Genomic DNA, 12,516 nt, shown 5'->3' on the forward strand with positions numbered 1-12,516 from the left:
GGTGCCTTCGGCGAAGCGGATCGTGTTGAGCAGAGCCCGGCGCTCGGGGGTGAGAGCGAACACCCGGGCGGTCGGGGGCGGCAGGGGCACCGACAGAGCCAGGGAATGGGGCAGCACCTGCGTGGGCTGCTTCTGAGGCTGGGCCTGGCGTTGCTGCGGTTGGCTGCCGGTTCTCAGCACCGTGCCCAGGGTCGTGGCCGTGGCCTGGGCGGGCCGAGCCTCAAGCAGGGCAAGGGGAGTGGCAAGCAGGGAGAACGATGCGACCAGCAGAGCGTTCGTTGTTTTGGCGAAGGACAAAACCAAATGCGAAAACAACATTACGGGCAGCAATTTGGCGACCGCTGGCCCGAAACTGTTGCTATCAGGGCCAATCGCACAAGCGTCCACTCAGGTGATTGACAGCACCAAACAGTTAAAAACACTGTGAGGGAGCGAATTTGCCCGCTTCTGAGTAACAGCAGAGCCGATGATGCCGGCGTCAACGATCGGATCTGCTGATCAGCCCAGGCCACGCTGCTCCGCCAGCTCGGTGATGGCCAGGGCTCCGCTGCCGGCACCGTCCTGCGGCAGGGGCTGGCCGGAAGGCGTCAGCAGGGGTTGATCCAGCTGCCAACGGCCCGCCAGCAGGTCGGCGCGGCTGAGCAGGCGGTGCTGGCCGTGGCGCCTGAGGGCCTGCTCCAGCACCGGCGCCTCGGCGAAGCCATCCCGGTGCACCAGGTGGATGCCCACGTTCTGGCTCATGGCCTCACAGAAGCTGCTGTAGCCCGGCTTGGTGATCAGGCGCGAGCAATGGCGCATCAGCTCCAGGGGCCGCACCTCCGCCGGCAGCACCCGGCCGTTGTCCGCCTCAGCCAGGGCAGGGTCGTGGCCCAGGAAGGTCCACTGGGGCCAGAGGCCCAGCAGGGCGGGATCGAGCGCCAGGCCCATCCCGCCGAAGGTGAGCAGGGCGCAGCGGTCCGGCTCGTCCGGCAGCTGCAGCTGCCGCACCAGGCCCTCCAGCTCCAGGCGGGGCTCGCCGGCTGTCAGCCCGATGCGGCGGCGTGGGATGTCCCAGGGCATCGGCATGGCCAGGGGGCACTCCAGCAGCAGATCGCCGCGGCGGTAGAGGGCCAGGCAGTGCTCGGCCCAGGCCTCAAAGGGGCCGCCGAAGGGCCGGTAGATCACATCCCAGCCGAAGCTCGCCAGCCAGATCAGGGGGGCCCCCACCGCCTCGGCCAGCAGGGCTGCCGCCGGAGGAACGTCACCGATCACAAGCACGGGCTCCCCCTGGGCCCGCAGCCAGGCCGCCTCCCGCTCCAGCTGGGCGGGCAGCTGGCCCTCCAGCTGCTCGAGGGCTACCAGGGTGGCGGCGGGATCGGAGCCCAGGGCGTCGGCCTGCAACACCCCCACATCCCAGCGGCAGGGTCGGTGCTGCACGGCCAGCGGCGCAAAGGCCGTGGCCAGGAAGGAGGGCGGCAGGGCGGTGGAGAGCACCAGCCGCCAGTGGGGCCTGAGCCGCTGAAGTGCCGCCAGCACCGCCGCGCTGCGGGAGCCGTGGCCGAAGCCATGGGCACTGATGCAGGCGTAGATCAGCACGGCACGGCCGGAGCCGGAGCCGCTTGGTGCAGCACCTCTTCGTAGTGGAGGCAGCCATTGAGCCCATACCAGTGGTGGCTGGCCCGGCGCACCAGGGCACCGCCGCCGCCCAGGGGCTCGAGTTCCACCCAGGAGAAGTGGCGCAGGGCGCGACCAGCCAGGTCGTGGCCGTGGCGCGCCACAAAGGCGGCATTGAGATAGATAGTGCCCTCGCGGTCCACCGCCAGGCTGCGGCGATGGCCCTGGCCCCGGCGCAGGGCGTGGTGCATGTGGCCGAACACCACCAGGGGCACAGGACGATGGACCCGGATCTGGCGGATCGCCAGGGTAAGGTCCTGGTCGCCCCAGTCGCAGGCGGGCTTCTTCCAGTCGCGACCACAGGGGTCATCGACGCCACTGCCCAGGCCCGCCGGGCCGCAGTGGGCCAGCAGCACCAGGGGCAGGGCCGGGTCAGCGGCGAGGGCGGCGGCAGTGATCCGATCAGCGGAGTCCTGGAGGGTCATCGGCCCGAAGGCCGCCAGCACGGCGCGGGAGAGGTGAAAGCCACCGCCGGCGGTGCCCGGGCGGGCACCCACCACGGCGACCCCAGGCGGCTCCAGCTGGCGCAGGCCCCAGCCGCAGTGCAGCTCCCCCAGGCAGGCGATCTGGCGCAGCAGGGTGCGGCCTGAGGCATCCCTGCCGGCGTCGTGGTTGCCGAGCACGCAGGCCAGGGGCAGGGGCAGCCGGTTCAGGCGAGCCGGGATCTCGGGGCAGCCATCGCTGAGATCACCCACCACCAGCACCGCATCGGGGCGCAGCAGCTCCAGCAGCTTGTGATCGCTTTGATCCCAGGCGCCGTGGGGATCTCCCACCACGGCCAGACGCAGAACAGGCATCCACCACTACCTAGGCGGGCCCATCCTGGCCAGTAGGGGTGCCGCTTGGTTTTCAGGGGCGCCCACAGCACACACATCCGTACGCCTCGAAGCAGTTGCGGGTGCACGCCCTGGCAAGGCCAATGAGGGGCGATCGTGCAGATGATCCGCGAGCTGGCGATCGAACGGCTGGTTCTTGGCCAGGCCGAAACCAGTGGCGGCTGACTGCACTCTCTAGGCTGGCTGATCCAGCCCCATGGGGAACCCGGTTGGTGTTCACGGCAGCTCACAACTCAGCCCGCCGCTCGCCAGGCCAGGCAGCCGCAGCGCCGCATGTGCCGGCCGCCAACGAACTGCCGGCGGCGATCGAATCCCTGCGCCGCCAGCGCAATGCCGTGATCCTGGCCCACTACTACCAGGAGGAGGCCGTGCAGGACATCGCCGACTTCATCGGCGACTCCCTGGAGCTGGCCCGCAAGGCCGCCGCCACCGACGCCGATGTGATCGTGTTCTGCGGCGTGCACTTCATGGCCGAGACGGCCAAGATCCTCAATCCCACCAAGACGGTGCTGCTGCCGGATCTGGAGGCGGGCTGCTCCCTGGCCGATGCCTGCCCCGCCGACGCGTTCGCCGCCTTCCGGGCCGAGCACCCCGAGCACCTGGTGGTGAGCTACATCAACTGCTCGGCGGCGGTGAAGGCCCAGAGCGACCTGATCTGCACCAGCAGCAATGCGGTGGATCTGGTGCGCCAACTGCCCGCCGACCGGCCGATCCTGTTCGCCCCTGATCAGAACCTGGGCCGCTGGGTGCAGAACCAGAGCGGCCGTGAGCTCACCCTCTGGCCGGGCAGCTGCATGGTGCACGAAACCTTCAGCGAGCAGGCCCTGCTGCAACTGCAGCTGGAGCACCCCGAAGCCGAGGTGCTGGCCCACCCCGAATGCCAGCAGCACCTGCTGGATCTGGCCGACTTCATCGGCTCCACCAGCCGCCTGCTGGAGCGGGCGGCGGCCAGCGAGGCGCCGGACTTCATCGTGCTCACCGAGCCTGGGATCCTGCACCAGATGCGCCAGCGGGTGCCGGCCAAGGCCTTCTTCGAGGTGCCGGGCGCCGATGGCTGCAGCTGCAACGCCTGCCCCTACATGCGCCTGAACACCCTGGAGAAGCTGTGGCAGTGCCTGCACAGCATGGCTCCGGCGATCGAGCTGGAGGAGGAGCTGCGCCAGCGGGCCCTGGCGCCCATTGAAAAGATGCTGGCCATGAGCCGCTGATCAGGCCCGAGATCGCAGTTGCTGGTAGAGGCGGTAGCCGCGCCGCAGCCGCTCCAGCAAGGGGGTGGGAACCCGCAGACGCAGCGGGGCGATCACGGGGCGGTAGAGCAGGTGGTACGCCCGGCGCAGGTCGCGCCAGGCATCGCAGCGGTGGGGATTGAGGAAGTCGGAGATGTCCACAATCCGGCCCCGGTCCCGGTGCAGCAGCACGTTGCGGCCGTGCACATCGTGGCCCTGCAGGCCGCGGCTCTCGGCGGAGGCGATGGCGGCGTCGATGTCGAGGATCACCTGCAGCGGGATCGGCACCCCTTCACGCACACAGTCGTAGAGCGTGGTGCCGTGCATGCGCTTCAGCACCAGGTAGCTCTGGCCCACGTGGTTGCAGACAGAGAAGGCTGGGTGGGTGCCGATGCGGCGATATACCTCGGCCTCCCGAGTCAGACCCGGGCGACCCGGGGCATACACCTTCACCACCAGCTCGCTATGGTAGCGATGGTGCACCACCGCGGCATAGTTGCCGCTGCCGAGGCTGCGCCAGGGCGCGGGCAGCTGCTCCACCACCACGGGGTCATGGGGGTGAGGGATGAGGATCAGAAGCCGTGGCAGCAGCTCAGCCTCCACCAGGTCCAGAAAATCCTCAGGGATCCGGCTGGCTGCTGCGGGGAGGCACGAACCCTGGGCGGAGCACCAGAGGCTAGGGGCGGGAACCAGGCCCGTTCAGGTCGCTGGAAGCGCTGCCGGGCCCGGAGGCCGATGGGCCAGTAGGTTTGCGCCCATTCGCAGCGGTATGGGAACCACCATGGTCTGGCAGGCCGTGCGAAGCAGCCTGGGAATCCTGCTGCTGATTCTGGTGGCATGGCTTTTCTCCCAGGATCGGCGGGCCACGCCGTGGCGGTTGATCGGGGTCGCCATGGCCACCCAGCTGGGCCTCGGCCTGCTGCTGTTCCATGCGGCGATCGGACGGTTGGTGTTCTCCTGGCTGAATGGAGCCGTGGTGGCGCTGCTGGCCCCGGCCCGCACGGCGGCGGAATTCGTGTTCGGTCCGCTGGCGGTGCCCGGCGGGGAAGAGGGCAGCCTCGGCCTGATCCTGGCGTTCCAGGCTTTCCCGATCGCGATCTTCTTCTCGGCCCTCACGGCCCTGCTGTACCACCTAGGGGTGATGCAGCGGGTGATCCAGCGCCTGGCCCGCTTTTTCCGCCGCAGTCTGGGAATCACGGGGGTGGAAGCCACCGTGGCCGCCAGCAATGTGTTCGTGGGGATCGAATCGATGCTCACGATCCGGCCCTATCTGGCCGCAGCCCGGCCCCATGAGCTCGCGGTGGTTCTCACAGCCGGCATGGCCACCATCGCCAGCACCATGCTGGGGCTGTACGTGGGAGTGCTGCAACCCCACTTTCCCGGCATTGCCGGCCACCTGATCACCGCCAACCTGCTGAGTGCGCCGGCGGCGGTGATGATGGCGCGCATCCTGGTGCCCGAGCCGCAGCCGCAGCTTCAGCCGTGTGGGCTGCTGCCGGTGCTGGCGGAGGCTGACCGCTGCGGCAGCAGCGTGGAGGCCATCACCCAGGGAGCCAACGATGGCCTGAAGCTGGCGCTGGGAATCACCGCCGTGCTGATCGCCTTCGTCGGACTGCTCACCCTGGCCAACACCGGCATCGGCTGGCTCGGCAGCTGGGTCGGCCAGCCCCAGGTCAGCCTGCAATCGCTGCTGGCCTGGGTGTTTGTTCCCTTTGTGTGGATGATTGGCGTGCCCTCGGCCGATGCGCTGGCCGCCTCTGAACTGCTGGCTCTGCGCCTGGTGGCCACGGAGGTGCCGTCGTTCGTGAGCCTGGCCGCCAGCCTCGAGGCCGGGACCTGGAGCGACCCGCGCTCGGTGGTGATCCTCGCCTACGCCCTCTGCGGCTTTGCCCACCTTCCCTCGCTGGGGATCTTTGTGGGTGGATTGTGTGCCCTGGCCCCGGAGCAGAAAGGCGTGGTGGGCAAGCTGGCCTGGCGGGCGCTGCTGGCGGCCACCCTGGCCTGCCTGCTCACGGGAGCCGTGGCGGGGTTGCTGGGGGGATTCACGGGGTTGGCTCTCACTGCCTGAAGCCGGAGGTCATCCAGGCGAGCTGGCCGAGCGTGTCCCGATCGGCATTCTGAATCAACGGCAACTCTGCGGAGAACCTGTCATCGAGGTTCACCCTGTTCTCGTCCACGAGCTGGAGCAGCAGGGTGGCCAGATCGGCGATGGCGCCGGCGCAATTGCGGAATTTCATGGCGAGGGGCCACTTCCCTGCCATCGATCGTGACGCGCACGATGCACAGGAACGACAACGTCAGTAGCTGTAGTTGGCCTCGAACAGCGGTGTGCCGTCTGAGGGTTCGGAACCGGGCCGATAGAACCCCTGGGCTGCCTGGCCGTTGGCCCGGGCCCTGGCCAGCAGCGCCTCCTGGCCCGCAGCCACGTCATGGCCGGCCCAGTGCTTCAGGCACGACTGCTGCAAGGCCCGGCCGTAGGAGAAGCCCAGGTGCCAGGGGGCCGGTGAGATCGCCCGCCTGATGCCATTGAGGTACACGCTGGCCTCCTCCTCGCTCAGCCCGCCTGAGAGAAACAGGATCGCCGGCACACTCACCGGCACCGTGCGCTCCAGGGTGCGCAGGGTGAACTCCGCCACCAGATCCGGGCTGGGGGGGCTGGCACAGCCCATGCCCGGCAACGTCATCGAGGGCTTGAGCACACTGCCCTCCAGGAACACCCCATTGGAGCTGAGGGCCTCGTACACCGTGCGCAGCACCCACTCCTGCACCGCAGCGGTGGTCTCGATGTCGTGACCTCCGTCCATCAGGATCTCCGGCTCCACGATCGGCACCAGCCCCTGCTCCTGCACGCTGCGGGCATAGCGCGCCAGGCCCCAGGCGTTCTCGCGCACCGCCAACTCCGATGGAGCGCCCTCCGCCGTGATCGTGAGCACGGCGCGCCACTTGGCGAAACGAGCCCCACGATCATAGGCCCGCGCCGATCGCTGCTGCAGCCCCTGGAGACCGGTGCACCAGCTCTCGCCGGGAAGCCCCCCGGCCAGGGAATCCAATCCCTGATCCACCTTGATGCCGGGCACGATCCCCTGGTTGGCGAACAGGTCCACGATCGGCGGTCCAGGCGTGCCTTCGGCGCTGACGCTGTCCTGGTACAGCGTTTCCTCGTAGAGGATCACGCCACTGATGTGCTCGTCGAGTCCGGGCGTTGTGGCCAGCAGGCTGCGGTAGGCACGGCGATGGTCCTCGCTGTTCTCCACACCGATGGCGGCGAAGCGCTTGCCGATCGTGGCGGTGGATTCATCGGCGGCCAGCAGTCCCTTGGCCGGGGTGGCCAGGGCGCAGGCGGTGGTGGCCAGTTCATCGCGGTGGTTCTCGAGGCTCATGGATCTAGGCGCGGGGAACAGCGGAACCCCATGGCTCCACCCTCTGGCTAGGCAGAGCCAGGGGCGGTGTCAACGCCGGATGTGGCAGGGCACTCCGGGTTGTGCTAGCGCAGGGTTAATCCCGTGGAGTTCTGTGATGGCCCCCCTTCCCTGCGCCTGCCCGAGCTGCAGCTGCCTGGTGCCGGCCGGCGAGGCCGTGGTGCGCAACAACCTCTCCTATTGCTGTGAGGCCTGCGCCAACGGACACCCGAACCACGAGCCCTGCCATGCCGCCTCAGGCGCCGGCTGCGATTGTGCCTGCGGCTCCTGAGCTGCACCGTCGGCGGCTGAAGCTGGAATAGGAGCTTTAAATTCATCAGCTTTCATGGCTACATCCAAGCCGTGGTGGGTGGAGTTGTGGGTCAGGCTCTGATTGCAAACTGTACAGATGTTGAGGCACGTGATGGCTTGGGGTTGGGGTGGAGCATGCACCTCAGTTCACCGTGCTGACCCGATCAACATCACGAGCAATGCAACGCCCCGATCACGCCATCTGCCATGATGGACTGATGTTTCTTTCAGCCATGATCCCCCAACGGCATCGATTGAAATCGTTCGCAACCATGACGTGCCTGATGGCTGCAATCGGCAGCGTTCCCGTTGAGGCCCAGCCCGCAGGTCATGGAGCCCAGATGGCCATCTTCAATACCAGGGCGGAGGCGGAGGCTGCCGCCAAGGCCTTCAACTGTCAGGGGGCTCATCGAATGGGAAACCAGTGGATGCCCTGTGCCAGCCATGGCGAAACATCCGGCAGCCCATCTCATCCGGCTGGTACTCACTGATGGCAGATCAGATTCCATCCGGTTCACCATCCACAAGCACACCGATGGGCTGCGGAGGCAAGCCCAAGATTGTGGCCATCGGCATCGCCCCCCTGGGCATCATCTCGATCGGCATCGTGCCCATGGGTGTGGTGAGCATCGGGGTGGTACCGATGGGGATGCTGAGCATCGGTGCCGTGGCGATGGGGGTGGTCAATGCCTCCGTGGTGGGGATGGGCATCGTGATTGCCGGTGTCAACGTGATGGGCGTGTGGTGGGCGGGCATGGAGGGCATGGGGCCCTACCGGTTGGGGGGCCAGAGCGGTGAGGTTCACCACCACCATCAGCACGGCAAGGCCAACCTTGACGCCTACCCCAGCCGCGAAACCGCCGAGCAGAAAGCCATGGAGCTCGGCTGCGAAGGTGTCCATGCCATGGGCTCCCTCTGGATGCCCTGCCGCGAACACCCAGAGAACTGAATCAGCAGCCGGGCACCATGAAACCCATGCCCCCCCAGCCGATCGTGATCCTCGGCGGCTTTCTGATCAGCCCGCAGGCCTACGAGCCGATGCGGGCAAGGCTTGAGCAGCTGAGTGGCCAACCGGTGCGGCTGGTGGCGGTGGGCAAACCGGAATGGCTGCTCACCGTGTTCGCCTTCGCCTGGGCCCGCATCCTGGATCGGGTCGCCGGCAGTGTGGCCGAGCTGGCCGCCGGCTCCCCCACCGGCCGGGTCACCTTGGTGGGCCACAGCTCCGGCGGGATCATGCTGCGGCTGTTCCTGGATGACGCCCCTTTCCAGGGTCGCCGCTACAACGGCAAGGCCTTGGCCGACACGCTGGTGATGCTTGGCAGCCCCCACACCGCCCGCAAGGCCACCGTGCTGCGTCAGATGGTGCGGCGGCGTCTGCCGGGATCAGTCTTCGCGGATCAGGTGCGCTACTGCTCGGTGGCTGGAGACCTCAATCTGCACGATGCCACCCCGCTGGCCTGGCGCCTGGCGCCACGGCCTACCGCAACAGCAGCGGCAACGCCCAGGACCGGGGCGATGGCCTGGTGCCGGTGTCCTCGGCTCTTCTGGAGGGCTCCACCCCACTGGTGCTGCCGGGGGTGGCCCACGGCGGCGCCTTCGGGCCCAGCTGGTACGGCAGCCCGGAGGTGGTGGAGCGTTGGTGGCCGTAGCAGGCAGCGTTTCGTCCTCTCAGCTTCTAACCGCCGACGCAGGGCGCTGAGCCGCCTACCCCGTTGACACTCAACAACTCTGCAACCAGATTCCCCAACCATGGCCAGAACAGTACAAAGCCTTCTGGAAGACATTCAGCTGCTTGACGAGCAGCAGTTCCGCCTCGTCGAGGCAGTCCGGGAGTTGGTCAAGTCAACCATCAAGCCCCTTGCGGAAGAAGTGAAATACGGAGGCATCATGTTCACATCCACCATCCCCTTTGCTGGTGTATTTGCGTACAAAGAGCACGTTTCGGTGGAATTCAGCCTGGGCGCCAGAATCAACGATGCAGCCGGCTTCCTGGAAGGGGCAGGCAAGGGCCGGCGCCACCTCAAGCTCCGGACTGTTCAGGACATCACCGGCAAACAGCTGGCGGTCTATCTGCCGCTGGCTCTTGAGGCTGCAGCAGATGAGGCCGCCGGGGCTGGATCGAGCAGCTCCGCGAGCGGCACGAAGCGGTAACCGCGCCGACGCAGCTCCGGCACGATCCAGCTCAGGCTCTCACGCGTGCGGCTGTTCAGGGCCGGCGTGTCATGCAGCACCAGGATGCCGCCGGGGTGGGCGTTGATGCGCACGAACCAGCGCACGAAACCCAGCGGTGGCCGGAAGGTGTCCCAGGGAAAGATCGAGCCCAGCACCAGCTGGTAGCGGCGTGACGCCAGCCTCTGGAGCATGGCCCCGTGGAACCAGCCCTGACCCGGGCGGAACCAGCGCCAGGACAGTGATTCGGGGGCAGCGGCCCGCTCGATCAGCCGTTCGGTGGCCTGGAGCTCGTGCCAGAAGGGCCCCTCCGCCAGCTTGGCGGCGCAGGCATCGCGCCAGAGGTGGTTGCCCAGGTCGTGGCCCTGTTCCAGGGCCAGCCGGGGGAAGGCAGGGTCACGCTCCAAGTGGGAGCCGATCAAGAAGAAGGTGGCCGGCACAGCGAGCTGCTCGAGCAGTTCAAGCAGGGCCTGGGATCCAGGACCACTGGGGCCGTCATCGATGCTGAGCGCCAGCCGCTTCTGCCGGCCCGGGCCGCAGAACACCACCGCCGGGTTGAGCGGGGCGAGCAGGCCGCGGATCAGCAGCGAGGGCGCCAGCAGGAGCGCCGCCACGGCCAGCAGCACCCCAGCCAGGGTGAGAGCGACGCTCAACAGCAAGGGAAGGCCTCCCGGCTCAGCCCCCATCCTCGCGAGCCGCTCAGGATCTTGATCGCCTGGGTGACCTCCAGCAGGGCCAGGTCGCCGCCGCTGGCCGGACCGATCCAGCGAGAGATCACGAAGAACGATGACACCGGAGCAGGCCGCAGGTTGCAGACGTTGCTTCGGGCTAGAGCGGTAGGGGCGGCAGCACGAGGAGCGGCGAGCCCTCACGCCATGGCTGCAGCAACGGCCCGATCCCTTCCCTCCGATGCCATGACCGCCCCCAAAAAGCCCAAAGCCCGCAGCACCTCTGCCAGCACGACCGCGGCCGCCGCCCGCACGGTGATCTACTGCCACGGCATCTCGAACATGCCCCCCGAGCGGGAGCTGCGCTCGCAGTGGGACCAGGCGCTGTTCGGGGCCGACCAGGGGGAGCGCACCCGCATGGCCTACTGGGTGGACCGCGAGCGCTACCCGCAGCCGGCGGGCGTGTCGATCCGGGCGGTCGGCGCGGAGAACGGGCTGCTGCAGCCCCAGGCCGAGCGCCTGCTGGAGGACTCGATCCGCCACAGCGACTCGCCGGAAGACTCCCAGGCCTTTGTGGAGGCCTTGGATGAGCAGCTGCAGCAGGCCGCCTTCACGGCAGCCCAACAAGGCGCACCCCTGGGAGGGCCTGCTGCGTTGTCGATGGAGGCCAAGGGGCTGTGGAGCCCGGTCACGGCCCTGTTCACCAAGGTGTTCATGGCCGACGTGAACGACTTCCTGTTCAACAAGGCCAAGCGCAGCCACATGGTCCAGACGGTGAAGGACCGGGTGGTCACCGGCGGCGGCCCCTTTGTGGTGATCGGCCACAGCCAGGGCAGCATGGTCACCTACCAGGCCCTGATCGAGCTGGCCCAGGAGCGGCCCGACCTGGAGGTGGACCTGTTCCTCACCATCGGCTCTCCCCTGGGTCTGCCCCAGGTGACCGACGTGCTGCACAAGTGGCACGGCAAACAGCTACCGATCCCCGTCGCAGTGAAGCGCTGGGTCAACATCGCCCAGGATGGCGACATTGTGTGCCTGGATCAGTCCCTGGCCGACGAATACAGCGCCAAGGGCAAACCCCCTGTGCTGGATGAACGGGTGGAGGGGCTGGTGTGGCCTCCCAGCAAGGCCCACGCCGCCAGCCGTTACCTGAGCCGCCGCGACACCCAGATCACGGTGATGGGCGCGGTGGATCGCTCCCGCTTCCAGCCCGTGAGCCCGGTGACCGTGGCCCGCAACCTGGCCGACAGCCTCGATGACGACGCCCGCAAGCGGGTGCCGGTGCTGATCGAATTGCTGGATCGCAGCCCGGTGGCCAGTGACCAGAGCGCCGCGAACGACAACCGGGACCACTCCCTCCAGGGCACCAAAGACTCGGTGCTGGCCTGGATCGACAAGCACGTGCTGAAGGAACCGATCACGGCCGACACGGTGTTTCTGGAAGACCAGCTGGAGCACTACGTGGCGGTGAATCTCAACCGCGCCGAGGTGGAGACCCTGGCCTGCGACCTGAGCCAGCACTACGGCGCCGCCTCCCCGGCGGTGTACCGGATGTTCAGCAACAGCAAGAAACGCGCCCTGATCCGCGAGTCGATCCACACCGTGCAGGCCCGCACCGCCCAGCTCGGCTACAACGCCTGCGGCCAGGGCATCACCTGGGCGGTGCTCGACACGGGCATCGACCGCCACCATCCCCACTTCCACAACCCGGCCTTCGCCGCTGGGGGCAGCATCGCCGCCGACTGGGACTGCACCAGCCGCGGCGCCGTGCAGCCCGCCAGCGGTAACGACCCCAACGGCCATGGCACCCACGTGGCGGGGGTGATCGCCGGGGGCCTGATCCTTGCTGGCGGCGCTGAGGGGGCAGAGCCAATCGAGATGCTGGGCATGGCACCAAGGGCCCGCTTGGCCACCTACAAGGTGCTGGCCGACAACGGCAGCGGCTACGACGCCTGGATCCTCAAGGCCATCGACCACATCTGGCACCAGAACCAGAACAGCCGGCGTCTGGCGATTCAGGGGGTGAATCTGAGCCTGGGGGGCGCCTTCGATCCGGCCAGCTTCGGCTGCGGCGATTCGCCCCTGTGCGCCTCGCTGCTGCGGCTGTTGCGCCAGGGCGTGCTGGTGGTGCTGGCCGCCGGCAACGAGGGCAGCGGCGACATCGTGGTGAATGGCGCCAGCTCCACCCGCTCCTTCGATCTCTCGATCGGCGATCCCGCCAATCTGGAGGAGGCGATCGCCGTGGGCTCGGTGC

15 protein-coding genes and 1 pseudogene are annotated in these 12,516 nt (G+C 68.0%); 8 read left to right on the top strand and 8 right to left on the bottom strand.

The window, feature by feature from the left end:
- The 3 genes and pseudogenes from IQ216_RS06030 to IQ216_RS06040 form a co-directional block, all read right to left on the bottom strand.
- Positions 1-297: pseudogene (locus tag IQ216_RS06030) on the bottom strand (endolysin); the annotation flags it as partial.
- 201 nt (positions 298-498) lie between these two features.
- Positions 499-1,575, bottom strand: a complete 1,077-nt coding sequence (locus tag IQ216_RS06035) for a hypothetical protein (protein WP_193814754.1) — start codon at positions 1,573-1,575, stop codon at positions 499-501.
- On the bottom strand, positions 1,569-2,450 hold the full coding sequence (locus IQ216_RS06040; RefSeq protein WP_193814755.1) for a TIGR04168 family protein: 882 nt from the start codon (positions 2,448-2,450) through the stop codon (positions 1,569-1,571). Before IQ216_RS06040 ends, IQ216_RS06035 begins: the two co-directional genes overlap by 7 nt.
- A gap of 314 nt (positions 2,451-2,764) precedes the next feature.
- On the opposite strand from IQ216_RS06040, the gene nadA reads away from it, so the two are divergent.
- Complete coding sequence (nadA, locus tag IQ216_RS06045; protein ID WP_370566322.1) at positions 2,765-3,697, top strand: quinolinate synthase NadA; 933 nt, start codon at positions 2,765-2,767, stop codon at positions 3,695-3,697.
- Here the strand turns inward: nadA and IQ216_RS06050 are convergent, their stop codons facing one another.
- Positions 3,698-4,318, bottom strand: coding sequence for a serine/threonine protein kinase (locus tag IQ216_RS06050; RefSeq protein ID WP_370566630.1), 621 nt, complete (start codon positions 4,316-4,318; stop codon positions 3,698-3,700). It abuts the gene before it with no gap.
- 178 nt (positions 4,319-4,496) lie between these two features.
- Here IQ216_RS06050 and IQ216_RS06055 point away from each other — a divergent pair, with 178 nt between their 5' ends.
- Positions 4,497-5,783 carry a NupC/NupG family nucleoside CNT transporter gene (locus IQ216_RS06055; RefSeq protein ID WP_193814757.1) on the top strand — a complete coding sequence of 429 codons (1,287 nt, stop codon included), beginning with the start codon at positions 4,497-4,499 and terminating at the stop codon, positions 5,781-5,783.
- On the opposite strand, the gene IQ216_RS06060 is transcribed toward IQ216_RS06055, so the two are convergent.
- Both IQ216_RS06060 and IQ216_RS06065 read right to left on the bottom strand, forming a co-directional pair.
- Entirely contained in the window at positions 5,773-5,952 is a 180-nt protein-coding gene (locus IQ216_RS06060; protein WP_228007201.1) for a beta-lactamase family protein, read from the bottom strand. The two genes, IQ216_RS06055 and IQ216_RS06060, sit on opposite strands and share 11 nt — an antisense overlap.
- A gap of 60 nt (positions 5,953-6,012) precedes the next feature.
- Positions 6,013-7,095: a class I fructose-bisphosphate aldolase gene (locus IQ216_RS06065; RefSeq protein ID WP_193814759.1), complete on the bottom strand. Its 1,083-nt coding sequence runs from the start codon at positions 7,093-7,095 to the stop codon at positions 6,013-6,015.
- Positions 7,096-7,231: 136 nt separating this feature from the next.
- On the opposite strand from IQ216_RS06065, the gene IQ216_RS06070 reads away from it, so the two are divergent.
- From IQ216_RS06070 to IQ216_RS06090, 5 genes are all read left to right on the top strand, one after another.
- Positions 7,232-7,405 carry a conjugal transfer protein TrbI gene (locus IQ216_RS06070; protein ID WP_193814760.1) on the top strand — a complete coding sequence of 58 codons (174 nt, stop codon included), beginning with the start codon at positions 7,232-7,234 and terminating at the stop codon, positions 7,403-7,405.
- Positions 7,406-7,766: 361 nt separating this feature from the next.
- A complete protein-coding gene (locus tag IQ216_RS06075; RefSeq protein ID WP_228007206.1) occupies positions 7,767-7,916 on the top strand; it encodes a DUF3721 domain-containing protein in 150 nt (49 codons plus the stop codon).
- Positions 7,917-7,960: 44 nt separating this feature from the next.
- Positions 7,961-8,374 carry a hypothetical protein gene (locus IQ216_RS06080; RefSeq protein ID WP_193814761.1) on the top strand — a complete coding sequence of 138 codons (414 nt, stop codon included), beginning with the start codon at positions 7,961-7,963 and terminating at the stop codon, positions 8,372-8,374.
- A gap of 26 nt (positions 8,375-8,400) precedes the next feature.
- Positions 8,401-9,141 (top strand): esterase/lipase family protein, encoded by a 741-nt coding sequence (locus IQ216_RS06085; RefSeq protein WP_370566631.1) that lies wholly within the window; start codon positions 8,401-8,403, stop codon positions 9,139-9,141.
- A gap of 33 nt (positions 9,142-9,174) precedes the next feature.
- A complete protein-coding gene (locus IQ216_RS06090; RefSeq protein ID WP_193814762.1) occupies positions 9,175-9,576 on the top strand; it encodes a DUF1801 domain-containing protein in 402 nt (133 codons plus the stop codon).
- On the opposite strand, the gene IQ216_RS06095 is transcribed toward IQ216_RS06090, so the two are convergent.
- A complete protein-coding gene (locus IQ216_RS06095; protein WP_228007202.1) occupies positions 9,492-10,247 on the bottom strand; it encodes a polysaccharide deacetylase family protein in 756 nt (251 codons plus the stop codon). The genes IQ216_RS06090 and IQ216_RS06095 overlap by 85 nt on opposite strands.
- Positions 10,244-10,372 carry a hypothetical protein gene (locus tag IQ216_RS14445; protein WP_255510583.1) on the bottom strand — a complete coding sequence of 43 codons (129 nt, stop codon included), beginning with the start codon at positions 10,370-10,372 and terminating at the stop codon, positions 10,244-10,246. The genes IQ216_RS06095 and IQ216_RS14445 overlap by 4 nt, the downstream gene beginning before the upstream one ends.
- Before the next feature lie 136 nt (positions 10,373-10,508).
- Here IQ216_RS14445 and IQ216_RS06100 point away from each other — a divergent pair.
- The coding region (locus tag IQ216_RS06100) for a S8 family serine peptidase (protein ID WP_193814764.1) at positions 10,509-12,516 on the top strand (2,008 nt) is incomplete at its 3' end.

Origin of the sequence: Cyanobium sp. LEGE 06143 (assembly GCF_015207535.1) — a bacterium.
Lineage (GTDB): Bacteria > Cyanobacteriota > Cyanobacteriia > PCC-6307 > Cyanobiaceae > NIES-981.